The sequence below is a fragment of the Daejeonella sp. genome, assembly GCF_017495225.1.
Classification (GTDB): Bacteria; Bacteroidota; Bacteroidia; order Sphingobacteriales; family Sphingobacteriaceae; genus Daejeonella.
Genome location: NZ_JAFEIG010000014.1, coordinates 59540 through 76823, shown reverse-complemented (window position 1 = coordinate 76823; position 17284 = coordinate 59540). Strand labels below are relative to the sequence as shown.

Below are 17284 nucleotides of genomic sequence, written 5' to 3'. Positions count from 1 at the left end.
TTTGAAAATCAAGTGATTTTTGAAGTTATGGATACTCTCGATACTCAAAAACAAGCTGAGAAATTAAAACAATGTTATCATTGTGGGAATGACTGCCCAGATCAAGATTACCATTACGATGAGAAAGATTTTTGCTGCATAGGTTGTCAGAGTGTATATACGATTCTGTCAGAAAATCAACTTTGCAATTATTATAGTTACAATAATACTCCTGGAACAACGCAAGATGTAATTTCATCTCATTATGATTATTTAGACGAGCCTAAAATTGCTGCATCTCTTCTCGACTATTCTGATGAGAATATTAGCATCATCACCCTCTACATTCCATCCATACATTGTAGTTCATGTTTATGGTTATTAGAGCATCTCTATAAGATTAATCCATCAATCGTTAATTCAAGAATTGACTTCCTGAAAAAACAGGTGGTGATTAGCTTTAAACACAAGGAGTTTTCGTTGCGTGAACTTGTGAAAATGCTTGGCGCCATTGGTTATGAGCCACTTATCAGTTTGCAAGATGTAGTAAAAGAGCAAAACAAAGTTTCGGATAGAGATATTATAAAAAAGATTGCAGTTGCTGGTTTCTGTTTTGGGAATGTCATGCTTTTAAGCTTCCCCGAATATTTTGGGATGGCCGCATTTGAGCAGCAATTCAAGACATTTTTTGGTTGGCTTAATTTGATTTTCGCCATTCCTGTGGTATTTTATAGTGGCCGCGACTATTTTATTTCTGCGTGGAAGAACCTGACTAACAAGGTATTAAATCTAGATTTCCCTTTAGCACTTGGAATTGCGGTGATGTTTATTCGTTCCTTTTATGAAATTTTAAGTGGTAGTGGAGCAGGCTTTGTGGATACACTTTGCGGGCTTGTATTTTTCTTATTGATAGGCAAATGGGTGCAACAACGTACTTACCATCACCTATCTTTTGAACGCGACTATCGTTCCTATTTCCCAGTTGCAGTTACCTTAATTAGTGAAGCAGGTGAAAAACCTATCCCGATGGATGAATTGCAGGTTGGTGATCGAATCTTAATTCGAAATAATGAAATTATCCCTGCAGACACCATACTTATGAAGGGTGATGCGGTGATTGACTTTAGTTTCGTTACAGGAGAATCGGCGCCAATACAAAAAGTTTTAGGTGAGGTGGTTTATGCGGGTGGGCGACAAATTAATGAAGCCATTGAGCTTGAGGTAATTAAGCCTGTATCGCAAAGTTATTTAACTAGCCTTTGGAATAATGAGATTTTTGATGAGAAAAGAAAGAAAATTGACACTTTTAGTGACACTGTAAGCAAATATTTTAGTGTAGTTCTCCTAGCTATTGCCTTTGGATCTGCCGCATTTTGGATGTTTGATGATAGTGCTAAAGCATGGCAAGCATTTACTGCTGTATTAATTATTGCCTGCCCATGCGCCTTGGCATTAAGTTCACCATTTACCCTTTCGGCGGTGCTGAGTATTTTCGATAAAAATAAATTCTATCTCAAAAATACTGCTGTTGTGGAGCAGATGGCAAAAATAAATACACTTGTTTTCGACAAAACTGGAACAATTACGGCTCCTGAGGGTTTTAGAATTAGCTTTGAGGGCGACCTCAGTTATGAGGAACAGTGCATGATTAGTTCATTAGCACGTAATTCGGGACACCCATTAAGTAGAGAGCTTGTTAAATGGATGAAAATCAATGAATATTTTACGGTAAGTGAATACAAAGAAATTCCAGGCAAAGGAATTGAGGGTATTGTAAATCGCAAAATGGTACGCATTGGCAGTGCGTCATTTATCAATATAAAATCCGAGAAAAAAGACTCCGGAACAGTGTACATACAGATTTCTGAGCGATATACCGGATATTTCAGCTTCAGGCAAGGCTGGCGAAAGGGGTTAAAAGAACTTTTTTCGCATTTAGGAAGCAAACTAAACATGCATTTACTATCAGGAGATCAAGATACAGAACGGGAGTATCTCCTTCCTGCATTTCCTTGGGAAAGTCAAATGCACTTCTCTCAAAGTCCGCAGAATAAGTTAGACTATATCAAAGCACTTCAGAAAAAAAACGATAAAGTAATGATGCTTGGAGATGGTTTAAATGATGCAGGAGCACTAAAACAAAGTGATTTAGGCATAGCCGTTACCGACAATATCAATAATTTTTCGCCCGGTTGTGATGCCATTCTTGATGGGGCAAGTTTCGAAAAATTACCCCAATTCATTCAGCAAGCTAAAGATGCTGTAAAGGTGATACACATCAGTTTCAGCATATCCCTAGTATATAATGTGGTGGGATTATTTTTTGCGGTGCAAGGCTTATTATCACCCCTTTTTGCAGCTATTTTAATGCCACTAAGCACGGTAACTATCATTTCATTCACCAGCATTGCAACACATGTGTTTGCTAGAAAAAATAAATTAATATGAACATCTTATACTTTTTGATTGGTTGTAGTGTATTCTTAGCACTGATTTTTTTATTCGCTTTTTTCTGGGCGATGAAAAATGGACAAAACGATGATACCTATACACCAGGTGTTCGAATTTTATTCGATGATGACATCCCAAAGGAAGCCGAAAAGTGACTAGAATCACTTTTTTTTCGATGTTCTGTCACTTGATTGTCACAGCCTGAAAATTAGATTTACACCATAAATAAAAACCCGATAGTATGCTTGAAAAATTTAACTATGACAATAAAATTGTAAGGAATTTTGCCATTGCCACAGTCATATGGGGACTTGTGGGAATGCTTGTCGGCCTTTTGGTAGCCCTTCAACTCTTTAAGCCGGAGATGAATTTAGGCAATCAATACACTACATTCGGCCGTATTCGTCCTTTACACACCAATGCAGTAATTTTTGCATTTGTGGGAAATGGAATATTCATGGGCGTTTACTACTCGCTACAGCGCCTTTTAAAAGCCAGAATGTTTAGCGATAAGCTGAGCAGCATCCATTTTTGGGGTTGGCAACTGATTATTGTAGCAGCAGCAATTACTTTACCATTGGGATTAACAACTTCACATGAATATGCTGAGTTAGAATGGCCAATTGATATTGCGATTACCCTTATTTGGGTGGTATTCGGAATAAATATGTTCGGTACAATTATTAAGCGTCGTGAGCGACACATGTATGTAGCTATTTGGTTCTACATTGCAACCTTTGTTACTGTTGCAGTGCTGCACATAGTCAATTCATTTCAGTTACCAATTTCAGCATTTAAAAGTTATTATTTATACGCTGGTGTTCAGGATGCACTTGTACAATGGTGGTACGGGCATAATGCGGTTGCGTTCTTTTTAACCACACCATATTTAGGAATGATGTATTATTTCCTACCTAAAATGTCGCAGAGACCCGTTTATTCTTATAAACTTAGTATTCTACACTTCTGGTCATTGATCTTTATCTATATCTGGGCTGGTCCGCATCACTTATTATATTCATCGCTTCCAGATTGGGCTCAATCTTTGGGCGTTGCATTCTCAATTATGCTTATTGCACCAAGTTGGGGAGGTATGATTAACGGTTTATTAACTTTAAGAGGTGCATGGGATAAAGTACGAGAAGATACAAACCTAAAGTTTATGGTTGTAGGTATCACGGCCTATGGTATGTCAACTTTCGAGGGGCCTATGTTATCCTTAAAACAAGTAAATGCAATTGCCCACTTTACCGACTGGATAGTTGCACACGTGCATGTAGGCGCATTAGGATGGAATGGTTTCTTAACTTTCGCCATTTTATATTGGTTAATCCCGAGAATTTATAAAACCGAAATTTTCTCTAAAAAGCTTGTAGCATTCCACTTTTGGATAGGCACTTTAGGAATACTTTTCTATGCCATACCGATGTATTTATCTGGATTTTTACAAGGCTTAATGTGGAAAGAGTTTACTCCTGAAGGATTGTTAAAATATCCAAACTTCTTAGAAACAACACTTCAACTTTTGCCGATGCATATTTTTAGGTCTATTGGAGGCACATTATACCTAACTGGTGTTATCGTAATGACCTATAACCTAATTAAAACTGCAAAAAGCGGTAAACTAGTGGCTGATGAACCAGCAGAAGCTATGGCATTAGAACCTGCATATGCACCAAGTTCATCCGAAAAAACATGGCATCGTTCATTAGAACGCAAGCCAATGACTTTTCTTGTACTATCCCTTATTGTAATTTTAATTGGTGGAATGGTAGAGATGATGCCAACCTTCATGATTTCTTCGAACATACCTACCATTGCAAGTGTTAAACCATACACACCCCTTGAATTACAGGGGCGCGATTTATACATCCGAGAAGGCTGTGTAAATTGTCATTCACAAATGGTTAGGCCATTTCGATCAGAAACCGAGCGTTATGGCGAATACAGCAAGGCGGGAGAGTTTGTTTATGATCATCCATTTTTGTGGGGTTCGAAACGTACGGGACCCGACTTACATCGCGAAGGTGGAAAATATTCAAACGCATGGCAATACAATCACCTGATGGACCCAACAAGCATGTCGCCAGGAAGTATTATGCCTGCATATGATTGGCTTGGAGAACAGACCTTAGACACTACTACCACCGTGGCTAAGATAAATGCCATGCGAACACTTGGAGTGCCCTACGCGCCTCTATATGAGCAACAAGCCAATTCCGACCTTAAAAAACAAGCTGAGGGAATTGTTGCAAGCCTAGCTAAAGACAATATTAAAATAAGCAGCGATAAAGAAATAATTGCAATTATAGCATACTTACAGCGCCTTGGAACAGACATCAAAGTGGGTAATGTGGCTTTAACACCATCAAAATAATACATTGAACCATTAATAAGAATTTATGTTTAGACAATTTATAGATAAAACATCTGGTGCAGATGTTTATCTGATCACCTCGCTAGGAATATTTATGGTTTTTTTCATTATTGTTACGGTATTACTATTTACCATGAAAAAAAAACACGTAAACTATATGAGTGAGCTACCATTAAATGACGATAAAGCTTAGAATTATGAAACGCTTAATTTTTATAATCACCCTATTGTTTTCTGGCAATATCAGCTGGGCAGCAGAGGCAAATACTGGAGGGAGTACAGGTAATTTTTATATGGAAACAATAGTAATTTTGTTTCTTGTAGCGCTACTCCTATTGATTGTTGCACTTGTTTTGCTTAAAACAGTGCGCATAATGGCAGCCGAAATAAAATCACCAACACAAATTCTAGCTGCAGAACCAGCCAAAATGTTGGAATATCATGAGTGGGAAGCTGCTGAAAAGTCTGCAAAAAGCACTCAGCCAAGCATTTGGACGAAATTAATGGGATTAAGACCTCTTTCCGAAGAAAAAGACATGATGTTAGATCATGATTTTGACGGAATTACCGAATTAGATAATCCTACTCCAGCATGGTTTAATGTATTGTTTTATGGATCAATATTATTTGGCTCGGTTTATCTGCTTAATTATCATGTATTTAAGTGGAGCCCGCTTCAAGATGAAGAATATGCTATAGAAATGAAGGCAGCTGAGGTAGAAAAAGCAGCCTACTTGGCAAAAGCAGGAAATCTAATTGATGAAAACAGTGTAAAAGTTGATAATAGTCCCGCAGTAATTGCCGCCGGCAAAGCAGTCTACATGCAAAATTGTGTAGCATGTCATGTTGCGGATGGTGGTGGATCTGTTGGTCCGAATTTAACCGACGAATATTGGATTCATGGAGGAACAATCAATAGTATCTTTAAAACCATTAAATACGGAGTTCCTGAAAAGGGAATGATTTCATGGGAAAAAACACTTACAGCAAAACAAACCGCTGATTTGTCTAACTTCATACTCACTTTAAAAGGCACGAAACCTGCAAACCCGAAAGAACCGCAGGGGACTCAACTCTAATAGAATTATATAAAGTAAACCCGGATTATGAAGATGAATCCGGGTTTTTTATTTCAAGCTATTTAATAGTGGTCTTTTTAAATTTATAAATTGATACTCAGCTTTAGTGATAAAAATTAAGCTTATAAATAATATTTATCATTCAAAAATAGAAAACAAGCAGAGTGCTTCTAAAAATCCATGATCATTTCTGCTAATCTTTCATCCCGACCATAAATATCTTTACGGAAGTTAATTTTCCCCTCAGCATCGACAAAAGAGGTAAAATATACGATGAATACCGAAACTTTATCGGTCAAGCTTACATATTTTTCTTTGCCAGAATCCATTGCTAACTGAATAGCTGCATCATCCCAATTAGCTTGGTTTCTTAATAAGAATTGAGCAAGTTTAAAGGGCTCGCTTACGCGGATGCAACCATGACTAAATGCCCGAATAGGCTCATTGAACAAAGATTTACTGGGGGTATCATGCAAATAAATATTATAGCTATTGGGAAAAAGAAACTTCACTTTACCTAAGGCATTTAAAGGGCCTGGCCTTTGTCTAATTTCGGGCAAACCATTACGATAAGCTGTTATCTCCATGTGATGTTTGCTCAAATAATTTCTATCCTTACGCATATCCTTGAGGATTTCATTTCTCACAATACTTTGAGGAACATTCCAATAGGGACTAAAAACCACATATTTTAAATCGGCATTAAAAACCACCGTTTTATTCATGACCTTTCCTACCACCACCTTACAACTCCACTGCAATTGATTATTGCTAAAAACATGTAGTTTAAATTCAGGAATATTAACTGCAATATAATCTGTATTAACATTTTCCGGAACCCACATACATCGTTCCATATTCACAATAAGCTGCTTAATTCGCTGCTTGTAGGGAACGTTTAGCTCTGTTATAGTTCCTTTGCCCACAATACCATCATCAAGAAGTCCATGTCTAATTTGAAATTGTTTAACCGCATTCTCTAGTTGAAGATTGAAGATGGAATTAGGGTTTTTATCTTGAAGATCTCCTAGCTCATTGAGACGTAATTTTATTTGCCTAACAATTTCAGAGCTATCTCCTAGTTTATAAGATATTTTTTCGAGCTTAATTTTAAAATAATCGCCTCTTTTATCAAGCTCACGATATTTTTCGAGATACTTTTTCAATAGTTCATACTGTCTATTAATTGGTGATTCTCCTAGTCCTATCTGTTGGATTGGTGCATTTAAAACTTGATCAAGGTAAGCCTCGAAAGACAATTTTTGTCCTTTAGGCTTCCAGTTAATATCATTAAGCAAATCTGGTTTTTTTTCAGAAGCAAGGATTTCAGAAAGCACACAATATTGAGCGGTAAGCATGAGTTCAAGCTTAATTTTTTGAGCTCCTGTAAATCTGGAGGGCAAATCAGGATTCATCAAAGAATCTAGAGAGTTCTGGTAAGGTATCTCCTCCGAATTTTGAGGATCCAAATTAGAAACCCTATTGTATAGGTTATCAGCTTGTTCGATTAATCCTTTTTGATCAAACCAAGTATAAGCCATTTTCCTTTGCTTATAAAATATCTGGATATTCTCTTCAAATGGTAAAAATTTGGGGTATTGTTTTAGGAATTTGTCAATTTCGTAGTTCTCAAATCTAACTTTTGTAGTACTTCCAAAAAAACGTACAAAACCCCAACTTACATGAGTTTGATTTTTATTTATGGAGCTATCCCTATCAAGTATAGCAGATTGATTACTAGTCTGGCTCAGTGCATAAAGGCTATTTAGCGAGAGATAAGCAAGAATTAAATAAAAAGATCGTATTTGGAAAATCATTTAAAAATTCGTATATTAATATAACGATCATCCTTCTGGATAATTTCATCATGTAAAAAATGTAATTCGCAATTAGAATTTAAATTTCGATTCGAATAGCCATCTAAAGGGCTTCATCTTTTCTTCAAATTTTAATCCATGTTTTTTAATACCCTCTTCCTTAATTAATGCAATAGCTTCTTCAATTGAATCAGTTACAAGAAAAAGGCCTAAATCAGCTTCTGCTATAGTCCCTTGCATTCTCATAACATGGGTATGTTCAATTAACTTCTGATGAAAATCCTTACAAAAGATAATTACTGGAAAATCACCAATTTTATTTGTTTGAATTAGAGTAATTGCTTCAAAATATTCATCAAGAGTACCAAAACCGCCAGGCATAACCACAAAAGCAAAAGAGTATTTAACAAGTAGAACCTTTCGGACGAAGAAATGTTTGATTTCTACCCATTTATCTAGATATGGATTATGTTTTTGCTCTCTAGGGAGTTGAATATTACATCCTACTGAGCGGCCACCAACATCTTTAGCTCCACGATTGGCAGCTTCCATAATTCCGGGTCCACCGCCAGTCATAATTGTAAAACCAAGCTTGGCAAACTCTCCGGCAGCCTTCCGAGTTAATTTATAGTATTCATGATCTTCATCAAATCGAGCAGATCCAAAAATAGTAATACATGGACCGATAAAATGTAGTTCTCTAAATCCTTTGATAAATTGGCGAACAATACTGATTGTAAAAAGAAATTCTTTGAGTCGTGATTGCGGTCCGCTAAGAAATTTAATCTCAGATTTAGTCATTTTTATAAATTAATTTTAAAATTTCTTAATATTTTGAGGCCTAGCCTGCAATAAATATAGCTCCTCTGTAATACCATCTTTTGCCCATTCAAATCTTATGGCTGTTCCATAATAATCTTCAAGAGTCAAGCCCCATTCAGCTAAATCAAGTATTTCATCATCCATTAAAATAAATTGATTTCGCAATGGCTTTGGGGTATCAGAAGGATATAATTCAGATTTTTTATTAAAAGTGAGCATCTGATTTTTCAATCCCATTTTTTTCTTAATAATGGAACTCATTCCCAGAGAAATATTGGGTTTATAAACGATAAATTCATCTGGATTGAGTTCATTTTGATAATTTTTATCTAAAACACCATACACTCCGCTGATATGAACCACATCCAAAAAACCAGTTTCCGGATCTGAAGTGAAGGCCATTCCAGAACATGACTTATCTGATCGCACCATTTTTTGAACACAAACGGAGATCGATTTTGGAGAAGAACTTGAGTAAACCTTCAATGCTTCATCAGAATACAGAGATGCAAAACATTTTTTAACATTATTTATTAATTCTATTTCACCTTTCACATTAAGGAAGGCATCATGAACATCTTTGAAATATGTTTGAAGTGGATTGATACTAATCGGACTACTTCGAACAGCAACTTTGCTTAAGGATTCAGAACAAAGTTCGTGATAGGCTACAATAATAGCATTTTCAATATCTCCTGGCATTCGGGCACCGAGTATTAATTCTCTAGCCTTTTTCCCAACTTTTTCAATGCTGGATAAATTATCATTATCTAAAGAAGCCATTAGTTTTTCGTGAACTCCATCTAACTTATTGTATTCAATAAATCGATGAAAGGCTGTTGCAGTAATGGCAAATCCATCTGGCACCTTAATGTTATGAAGCGTGGGATGAGTAAAAATCTCACCTAAAAAAGCATTTTTTGTTCCAACTTCAGGCGAATCGGCGATGCTGAGGTTCTTGAGCCTTAAAACATAATCCTTGATTATCATAAAATTAATTTATTAAGAATCATATTGGTTTTGATCATTGCTTAAAAAGATCATTCCTGGTTACGAAGATGCATTGAATTAAATCAGAATTAAATGATGTTTATTATGTTTTAAAATGACATAGATCATGTTATAAAATCTTTCTTATGTGGACTTTTACAGAAATTACCTTTATAAGATTTCATCGCAAAAGCGGAAATAACATAAAAATTGGAATAATTTAAATGGCTGACGTACCTAATTTCCGAGATCATCTTCCTTCAATCAGTGATACTGAAAATAAGAGGAAGTGGATGTACCCTCAAATCATAAAAGGTAAATTATATCATTACCGTGATAATTTGAGCTATTTCTTTCTTTTGATACTTTTTGGAAGTCCATTTATAAAAATTAACGGAGAGCAGCTTATATTACTTAATATTATTGAGCGTAAATTCGTGTTTTTTGGGGTTATTTTCTGGCCTCAAGATTTCTACCTTTTTGTTTTAGCCATTTTAACATTCATGGTATTTATTGTGATGTTTACGGCAATTTTCGGAAGGGTTTGGTGCGGCTGGGCTTGTCCGCAAACCATATTTATGGAAATGGTATTCAGGAAGGTTGAGAATTGGATTGAGGGGGATTATATTCAACAGCAAAAGCTGGATGCGGCTCCTTTGAGCCCTGAAAAAGTCTTAAAAAAGGGTGCGAAACATTTTATTTTTATTTTAATATCCTTTTTTATCTCGAATGTCTTTTTGGCATATATCATTGGTTCGGATGCATTAATAAAAATTATGACTGAGCCAATTGAACAACATACATCCGGATTTATTTCAATTTGGATTTTCACTTTTGTGTTTTATTTAGTGTTTTCATACGTTAGGGAACTGGTTTGTACGGTTATTTGTCCCTATGGCCGACTCCAAGGCGTGCTTTTAGATAATCAAAGTATGATTGTGGCCTATGACTATGAACGAGGCGAACCTAGGGGCAAAATCAGTAAAAACGCTGAGCAACATTTAGGTGATTGTATAGATTGTAAACTATGTGTTCATGTTTGCCCTACAGGCATTGATATTCGCAATGGCACCCAGCTTGAATGTATAAACTGTACTGCATGTATTGATGCTTGTGATATGGTGATGGAAAAAACGCATCGCCCTACACGACTCATCGGATTTATGTCGGAAGATCAAATTAAATCAAAATCAGCCTTTAAGTTGAGTAAAAAAGTTTATGCCTACTCTCTTGTATTCCTGATTTTAGTAAGTGTGTTAAGCTATCTATTAATTAGTAGAAGTGCAATAGAAACTACTGTTTTACGGGCGGGCGGGACTTTATACCAAATGCGAGATAATGGCACTGTAAGTAATCTTTATAATGCAGAATTAGTGAATAAAACCACCGAAAATGTTGTTTTTGAGATGAAGCCAGAAGATAAAAATGTAATAATTCAATACATCCGAAAGGAGGATAGTATAAAAAAAGGAGGATCTGTAAAAGTCACTTTCTTTGTAATTATACCTCAAAAAGACATTAAAAAATATAAGTCAGAGATTGAGATTGACATCTATTCAAACGGCAAGAAAATAGACGAAATAAAAACAAATTTTATAGCACCACCAAATTAATGAAGATGAACTGGGGAACAAAATTAGTTATAGGCATGGGCTTATTTATGGCCTTCATAATCACACTAGTGGTATTTATGATGAGAAGTGATTCGGATGACCTAGTAGATAAGGATTATTATCAAAAGGGGATTGAATATGATAAGGAATATACGCAAAAAAATCGAGTTTATCAAGACAAATCGGAACCATCTATTTATGTTGGAGATAGCTTAAAAATTATATTCAAAAAGCCTGCAATAGGAAGCATCCGCTTTCTTCATCCTTCAGATAATAAGAATGACCGCACACTAAATATGGAAACTCGTGAAAACAATGAATTCGTTTTCCCACTAAACGAGATTTCAAAAGGGCATTGGAAGCTTATTTTAGAATGGAAAAGTGAAGGAAAGGAATATTTATTTGAAAAAGATATTCTAATTGACTGATAAAAAGCAAATTGCAATAGCTAAATGAATTATAATGAGCTAGCATTTTTTACCGGATTATTTGGTAGCATTCACTGTGTTGGCATGTGCGGTCCGCTGGCTTTTGCCATTCCAAGTTTTCGCGAACAAGCTTGGCTAATTTTATTCGATAAATTAGTTTATAATATTGGTCGCACCTTAACTTATACTTTTTTAGGTTTAATTATTGGCTTAGTTGGGCAGCAACTGTGGCTAGCAGGTGTACAGCAATCTTTAAGTATTATAACAGGTATTTTAATCATTTTTGCAGCATTTTCCAGAATTTTTAATATTTCCATTGGAAATGGGAAGTGGGCCACAAGAATGATTCAGCCCTTTAATCGAATGCTATCCTATGCTTTAAAACATAAATCTGGGCATTTGATTACTGGAATCTTAAATGGCTTGTTGCCTTGTGGATTTGTTTATTTGGCGATGGTCGGTGCATTAAATACAGGAAATGCTGTCTCTGCAGCCCAATACATGCTATTTTTCGGCTTAGGGACAATGCCATTGATGTTTGCGGCAATGATAAGTACGAGTTTCATAAGCCCTATCTTTCGTAGGCGAATAAATAATGCAATTCCTTTTGTGATGTTGTTATTGGGATTATGGTTTGTGTTAAGAGGTTTAAACTTAGACATCCCCTATTTAAGTCCTAAAAAAGTGGAGAGTGGTGTTGAGGTTTGTTCCATTCCGGATCATTCCGGAAGGACAGCAAAAACATCTAAGAAACACCTGTCATTCCGGAAGAAGATCCGGAAAACGATAGCATTTATTTACCCCCTGTCTTTCCGGACGAAGATCCGGAACTATCCCGCCATACTAAACAATTGTGCTTCAGGCTGATCAGCCCACAAGCGAGCATCTAGTGTCATACAAATATTTCTTAAGAATCTTTTACCTAAAGGAGTAACTAAAATACTGTTGTCTCCTATTTTTACGAGACCGTCATCCTCCAACACCTTTAATCTCTCTAATCCATCAATTAGCACTTTATTCATTGAAAAAGTATGATCCCAAGATGTTTTTCCCTGACACATTAGATTAAGTATATGCTTTCTAATCAGAAGATCTTCTTCAGTTAAATGATGTCCTTTAAAAATTGGCAGTTCGCCTTTGGCTATTAAATCGTAGTAATCTTCTACTTTTTTTACATTTTGAGCAAATGCAATCCAACTATCACTGATGGAAGAAACACCCAAGCCAATCATCAACTGAGTATATTGATGCGTATATCCCATGAAATTACGGTGTAGCTTCTTTAAAAATTCGGCTTTAAATAAGCTATCAGTTTTTAAAGCAAAATGATCCATGCCAATTTCCTCATAACCCATGGAGGTAAACATTTCACGTCCCAATTCATACAGTTTTTGTTTCTGGCTTGCATTGGGAAGATCATTCTCAGTAAAACTTCTCTGTCCTGGTTTAATCCATGGCACATGTGCATAGCTATAAAAAGCAATACGATCAGGCATTAATTTATTAACTTGAAGGAGTGTATCTCTCAAACCTTCAAGAGTTTGAAGTGGAAGACCGTAAATTAGATCAAAATTGATAGATGTATAGCCAATTTGGCGTGCTTTTATGGTAACTTCCTCAACTTGTTCAAAACTTTGTACACGATTAATAATCAATTGAACTTTAGGATCAAAATCTTGAATCCCGAGGCTTAAACGCCGAAATCCCAAATTAAATAAAGTCTTTAGATGGGCTTCAGTAGTATTATTAGGATGTGCTTCAAAGCTAAACTCGGCATTGCTGTGAAGATCAGCCCCCTCCATTAATCCACTGATTAAAATAGAAAGATTTTCGGCACTAAAAAAAGTTGGCGTGCCGCCTCCCAAATGAATTTCACGGATTAGTGGTCTTCCACCTAAGATATCACGATATAGCTCCCATTCCTTTAAAACTGCTTGTAGATAGGGATTCTCAACTTGATGATTTTTTGTAATTCTGGTATTACAACCACAATAAGTACATAAACTCTCGCAAAAAGGTAGATGAACGTATAAACTAATGCCATCCTTGGCATTGCTTTGATCAAAAGAAAACTTGACAGATTCTTTCCATTTATTTAAATCTGGGGCAGCTGTATCCCAATAAGGAACCGTAGGATAACTTGTATAACGTGGTGCTGCTACATGATACTTATTAATGAGTTGTTGGGTAATCATATTTCAATTAATCATTGAAGAATTTGAGAGTGCTTTTTCTGCATCCATCATAACAAGCACAAGCTTTTCCTGAGCATTTTCCTGCATGCCAATTATCTAGATTTTTTATGGTAAGATTTGAAATTTCTTGTAAAGCTTCCTTGGTTAAAAAAGCCTGATGAGGAGAGATGATAACATTAGGGAAGGCAAGTAATTGCTCTAAAATATTGTCTTTATTATGACTATTTCGATGATCAGTAAAGAAAAGACTCTTTTCAAATTCATAACCATCTAACCCCAAATATGCTATTTTACGACTTTTTAGAGCGTTGATAACATCGCTTGATTTAATTAATTCGCCACTAGAAGTATTAATCAACATCACACCATTCTTCATCTTACTAAGACTTTGATTATTAATGAGATGCTTTGTTTCAGTTCCGATTGGAACATGAAGAGAAATAATGTCAGATTCCTCTAGAAGAGTATCTAAAGTACTTTTTTCTACTCCTTGAATTAATTCGGGATAATTAATATCATAGCCTAATACTCTACAGCCCATCCCTTTATAAATTGCTGCTGTGGCCTTACCTACATTTCCTAGTCCGATAATCCCAACAGTTTTACCATGGAAATTAAACCCGATATGATGGTCAATTCTGAAATCAAATTCCTTACTACTGTTTACCGTTGGAACTATTTTTCGGCTCAAAGATAAAGCGAGCATAACTGAGTATTCAGCGATAGATTCAGGCGAAAATGAAGGCACATTTGCGACTTTCATTTGCCTTAAACTTGCTGCCTTCCGATCGATATGATCTGTTTCTAAAGATCTGGTAGCAATATATTTAATTCCAAGATCAGCTAATTTATTAATAACAGCTTCAGAAACATCGTCGTTGGTAAAAACTAAAACAGCTTCCTTACCTTCTGCATACATAGCCGTTTCAAGGCTTAATGAATTGGAAATCAAAGTAATATCATGCTGTTTATTATTAGCACGAGCTAAAAACTCCTTTTCAAATTCTTTAATACTGTAGGCAACAACTTTCATTATTTATAGCTATTTCCCAAAATTAAAGAATGGAAAAGCTAATTCTAATGAGTAACATCACACAGAAAAGTGATCTAGATCAATTTTTCATTTTTTGGAGTTTTGATTGATCAAGAATTTGAATAACGCTCCCTTTTTTCTCAATAATGGCCTCATCCTTAAAATCACTTAAGGTACGACTTACAGTTTCAGTAGCCATTCCCGCCATGGAAGCTAGGTCTTCACGTGAAATACGAAATGATAATTGATCTTCACTATCCGAGGTACTTTTTGCTAGGCGTAGAAGTATTTCGGCCATGCGCTTTCTAACAGAATGATAGGCAAGCTGCAATAATTGTTCTTCCTTTTCAACGAGATTACTAGAAAGAACCTTAATGAATTTTTGCCCGATATCGGTATAATTATCTAATAACTGATGAACAGTATCTTTGGGGAGGAAACAAATGGTGGTATCTTCAACGGCCTCTACTGTTTCATTATATTGATCTCCAGATAACATGGCTTGGATACCGATATAATCTTCCGGCCCATACATTCCAGTTACAAATTCTCGTCCATCCTCATTCAATTTAATTGCCTTTACTTTTCCACTTAAAATTAAGTAAATGCCAGAAATGCTATCCCCTTCATAATAGATGATTTGCTTTTTCCTTAGATGTTTAACCTTTTTATCGGCAACTATTTTTTTGAGCTCATCTAATCCATGATTCTGATTGGCCAAATGTTTCAGATTTTCAAAATTTTGGCTGTAAAAAGATTCCAATTTTTGATGTTTATTGAAACGTGATTCAATGGTATTGAGCAATTCTATATCGTCAAAAGGCTTGGTTAAATAATCATCCGCACCCATTTCCATACCCTTTCTCATGTCGGCACGTTCAGCCTTGGCAGTTAAAAAGATAAAGGGAATATTTTCAGTACTTTGATTTTTTGAAAGCAGATATAAAACACCGTAACCATCAAGCTCAGGCATCATAATATCACAAAGTATCATGTCGGGAAGGTGTTGTTGGGCAAGCTCCACTCCTATTTTACCATTATCAGCCTGTAGCACTTCATAACCAGCAAGTTCTAGAATCTCCATCGAACTTTCTCTGATATCTTCGTTATCCTCAATAATTAGAATTTTTTTCTTCATAAATATTTATTGTGAGAAGTTAAGTGTAAAAACTGTTTGCTGATTAACTAGGCTACTAAAATTGACTTTACCGCCCATTAGTTTAACATATCGAGTAACAATATTCAAACCCAAACCTGTACCTGGAATATTACCTGTATTATTTGCTCTAAAAAATGGTTCAAAAAGATGTTTATGATCAATTTCAGGAATACCAATTCCATTGTCGCGAACTGTTACAACACACTCATTATCAGTCAATTCTGTATTAAATTCAATAAAAGTATTTTCGCCAGAATATTTTATAGCATTTGAAATCAAGTTGACGATGCAATTACGAAGCAGGTTTTGATCAAGTAAAACCATGCAATGAGTACCTGTATGTTGGTAAATAATGTTTTGATCCTTTTTGGCCATTAACTGCATTTCTTCAGTAATTTCTTCCGAAAGTTTTACGATATCAAAATTGGCAAGATTAGTCTCAATTTTACCCGCTTCCAAACGTTCTAATGAAAGGAAATCGTCGAGAATAGTGGTTAAATTAGCTACTGAACTTTTTATTTTACTGACATGTTTGCTCACATTTAAATCATCTGATTGGAGTTTATATTTTTCAATCAGTGAGGCCGACAAGGTAATAGAACTTAAAGGAGTACGAAACTCGTGTGAAGCCATGGAAACAAAGCGACTTTTAAGCTGATTGAGCTCTTTTTCCTTTTCGAGAGATTTGCTGACAGTCTCTTTTGCAGCTTGAAGCTCAGTTACAGATTTTTGAAGTGAAAGTGTTCGATCTTCAACCAATTTCTCAAGTTGAGATGCATAATGAAGAATTTTTGCCTCAGCTTCCTTTTCTTTCGAAAGATCATGAATAAAGCCTGCGTAGATTGTCCTTCCTGAAAAATTAACTTTATTTACACCTAAGCGGAAAGGAAATAAAGTTCCATCTTTTTTCTGTCCTTTTACATCACGACCTTTCCCAATAATACTGGCAGCACCTGTTTGTTGGTAACGTGAGATATATTGATCATGCTGGTCTTTATCTGGCTTAGGCATCAGAATTGAAACATTCTTACCTATTACCTCCTCATGTGAATAACCAAATAGCGCGCATGCGGCCGGATTTATCGATTCGATAAGTCCACGCTCATTAATAGTAATAATACCATCTATCGCATTTTCAATAATTGCATGCAATAAAGCGCTGTTTTCATTCATGCTACAAAAATACTTTTTTAGGGGTAAAAATCAGGTAATTATCCTGGATAAAAGTTTAACAATTTGGCAAAATGTTTAATTAAGGTAAACATGAAATCCTTTTATTTAAATAAACCATATTACGAGAATGTTAAGTTTTCAATAAAAAAGTGCCTTTATATTAGCCAT

General features: G+C 35.6%; 15 protein-coding genes. 8 read left to right on the top strand and 7 right to left on the bottom strand.

Translation table 11 applies throughout. The features are described from left to right. The first annotated feature begins 27 nt into the window (after positions 1 to 27). The 5 genes from QZ136_RS05460 to QZ136_RS05440 all read left to right on the top strand — a co-directional run bounded on the left by QZ136_RS05460 (position 28) and on the right by QZ136_RS05440 (position 5886). On the top strand, positions 28 to 2427 hold the full coding sequence (locus tag QZ136_RS05460) for a heavy metal translocating P-type ATPase metal-binding domain-containing protein (RefSeq protein ID WP_291401220.1): 2400 nt from the start codon (positions 28 to 30) through the stop codon (positions 2425 to 2427). After that, entirely contained in the window at positions 2424 to 2585 is a 162-nt protein-coding gene (gene ccoS / locus QZ136_RS05455; protein WP_291401218.1) for a cbb3-type cytochrome oxidase assembly protein CcoS, read from the top strand. The genes QZ136_RS05460 and ccoS overlap by 4 nt, the downstream gene beginning before the upstream one ends. An 86-nt stretch (positions 2586 to 2671) precedes the next feature. Beyond that, positions 2672 to 4807, top strand: a complete 2136-nt coding sequence (gene ccoN, locus QZ136_RS05450; protein ID WP_291401216.1) for a cytochrome-c oxidase, cbb3-type subunit I — start codon at positions 2672 to 2674, stop codon at positions 4805 to 4807. 25 nt (positions 4808 to 4832) lie between these two features. Beyond that, on the top strand, positions 4833 to 5000 hold the full coding sequence (locus tag QZ136_RS05445; RefSeq protein WP_291401214.1) for a hypothetical protein: 168 nt from the start codon (positions 4833 to 4835) through the stop codon (positions 4998 to 5000). 4 nt (positions 5001 to 5004) lie between these two features. Continuing rightward, positions 5005 to 5886: a cbb3-type cytochrome c oxidase N-terminal domain-containing protein gene (locus QZ136_RS05440; RefSeq protein ID WP_291401212.1), complete on the top strand. Its 882-nt coding sequence runs from the start codon at positions 5005 to 5007 to the stop codon at positions 5884 to 5886. Between the two features lie 170 nt (positions 5887 to 6056). Here the strand turns inward: QZ136_RS05440 and QZ136_RS05435 are convergent, their stop codons facing one another. The 3 genes from QZ136_RS05435 to QZ136_RS05425 form a co-directional block, all read right to left on the bottom strand. Then, positions 6057 to 7703 (bottom strand): L,D-transpeptidase family protein, encoded by a 1647-nt coding sequence (locus QZ136_RS05435; RefSeq protein ID WP_291401209.1) that lies wholly within the window; start codon positions 7701 to 7703, stop codon positions 6057 to 6059. A 72-nt stretch (positions 7704 to 7775) separates the two neighbouring features. Next, positions 7776 to 8504 (bottom strand): TIGR00730 family Rossman fold protein, encoded by a 729-nt coding sequence (locus QZ136_RS05430; RefSeq protein ID WP_291401208.1) that lies wholly within the window; start codon positions 8502 to 8504, stop codon positions 7776 to 7778. Positions 8505 to 8519: 15 nt separating this feature from the next. Beyond that, on the bottom strand, positions 8520 to 9515 hold the full coding sequence (locus QZ136_RS05425) for a PEP/pyruvate-binding domain-containing protein (protein WP_291401206.1): 996 nt from the start codon (positions 9513 to 9515) through the stop codon (positions 8520 to 8522). Between the two features lie 224 nt (positions 9516 to 9739). On the opposite strand from QZ136_RS05425, the gene ccoG reads away from it, so the two are divergent. Genes ccoG through QZ136_RS05410 form a run of 3 tightly spaced genes read left to right on the top strand, consistent with a single transcriptional unit; the run spans position 9740 to position 12423 of the window. Next, positions 9740 to 11128 carry a cytochrome c oxidase accessory protein CcoG gene (gene ccoG, locus QZ136_RS05420; RefSeq protein ID WP_291401204.1) on the top strand — a complete coding sequence of 463 codons (1389 nt, stop codon included), beginning with the start codon at positions 9740 to 9742 and terminating at the stop codon, positions 11126 to 11128. Further along, complete coding sequence (locus QZ136_RS05415) at positions 11128 to 11556, top strand: FixH family protein (RefSeq protein ID WP_291401202.1); 429 nt, start codon at positions 11128 to 11130, stop codon at positions 11554 to 11556. The genes ccoG and QZ136_RS05415 overlap by 1 nt, the downstream gene beginning before the upstream one ends. 24 nt (positions 11557 to 11580) lie before the next feature. Then, entirely contained in the window at positions 11581 to 12423 is an 843-nt protein-coding gene (locus QZ136_RS05410) for a sulfite exporter TauE/SafE family protein (protein ID WP_291401200.1), read from the top strand. Here QZ136_RS05410 and hemN read toward each other — a convergent pair. The 4 genes from hemN to QZ136_RS05390 all read right to left on the bottom strand — a co-directional run bounded on the left by hemN (position 12387) and on the right by QZ136_RS05390 (position 17116). Then, a complete protein-coding gene (gene hemN, locus QZ136_RS05405; protein WP_291401198.1) occupies positions 12387 to 13751 on the bottom strand; it encodes an oxygen-independent coproporphyrinogen III oxidase in 1365 nt (454 codons plus the stop codon). The genes QZ136_RS05410 and hemN overlap by 37 nt on opposite strands. Positions 13752 to 13758: 7 nt before the next feature. Then, a complete protein-coding gene (locus QZ136_RS05400; RefSeq protein ID WP_291401196.1) occupies positions 13759 to 14784 on the bottom strand; it encodes a 2-hydroxyacid dehydrogenase in 1026 nt (341 codons plus the stop codon). Between the two features lie 79 nt (positions 14785 to 14863). After that, positions 14864 to 15922: a response regulator gene (locus QZ136_RS05395; RefSeq protein ID WP_291401166.1), complete on the bottom strand. Its 1059-nt coding sequence runs from the start codon at positions 15920 to 15922 to the stop codon at positions 14864 to 14866. Positions 15923 to 15928: 6 nt separating this feature from the next. Further along, the gene (locus QZ136_RS05390) at positions 15929 to 17116 is read right to left on the bottom strand and encodes a PAS domain-containing sensor histidine kinase (protein WP_291401163.1); all 1188 of its coding nucleotides are present in this window, start codon (positions 17114 to 17116) and stop codon (positions 15929 to 15931) included. Between the last annotated feature and the right edge of the window lie 168 nt (positions 17117 to 17284).

Bases quoted from the DNA above. Each gene is read 5' to 3' on its own strand.
- QZ136_RS05460 (WP_291401220.1), top strand. From the start codon at position 28: ATGGATACTCTCGATACTCAAAAACAAGCTGAGAAATTAAAACAATGT.
- ccoS (WP_291401218.1), top strand. From the start codon at position 2,424: ATGAACATCTTATACTTTTTGATTGGTTGTAGTGTATTCTTAGCACTG.
- ccoN (WP_291401216.1), top strand. From the start codon at position 2,672: ATGCTTGAAAAATTTAACTATGACAATAAAATTGTAAGGAATTTTGCC.
- QZ136_RS05445 (WP_291401214.1), top strand. From the start codon at position 4,833: ATGTTTAGACAATTTATAGATAAAACATCTGGTGCAGATGTTTATCTG.
- QZ136_RS05440 (WP_291401212.1), top strand. From the start codon at position 5,005: ATGAAACGCTTAATTTTTATAATCACCCTATTGTTTTCTGGCAATATC.
- QZ136_RS05435 (WP_291401209.1), bottom strand. From the start codon at position 7,703: ATGATTTTCCAAATACGATCTTTTTATTTAATTCTTGCTTATCTCTCG.
- QZ136_RS05430 (WP_291401208.1), bottom strand. From the start codon at position 8,504: ATGACTAAATCTGAGATTAAATTTCTTAGCGGACCGCAATCACGACTC.
- QZ136_RS05425 (WP_291401206.1), bottom strand. From the start codon at position 9,515: ATGATAATCAAGGATTATGTTTTAAGGCTCAAGAACCTCAGCATCGCC.
- ccoG (WP_291401204.1), top strand. From the start codon at position 9,740: ATGGCTGACGTACCTAATTTCCGAGATCATCTTCCTTCAATCAGTGAT.
- QZ136_RS05415 (WP_291401202.1), top strand. From the start codon at position 11,128: ATGAAGATGAACTGGGGAACAAAATTAGTTATAGGCATGGGCTTATTT.
- QZ136_RS05410 (WP_291401200.1), top strand. From the start codon at position 11,581: ATGAATTATAATGAGCTAGCATTTTTTACCGGATTATTTGGTAGCATT.
- hemN (WP_291401198.1), bottom strand. From the start codon at position 13,751: ATGATTACCCAACAACTCATTAATAAGTATCATGTAGCAGCACCACGT.
- QZ136_RS05400 (WP_291401196.1), bottom strand. From the start codon at position 14,784: ATGAAAGTTGTTGCCTACAGTATTAAAGAATTTGAAAAGGAGTTTTTA.
- QZ136_RS05395 (WP_291401166.1), bottom strand. From the start codon at position 15,922: ATGAAGAAAAAAATTCTAATTATTGAGGATAACGAAGATATCAGAGAA.
- QZ136_RS05390 (WP_291401163.1), bottom strand. From the start codon at position 17,116: ATGAATGAAAACAGCGCTTTATTGCATGCAATTATTGAAAATGCGATA.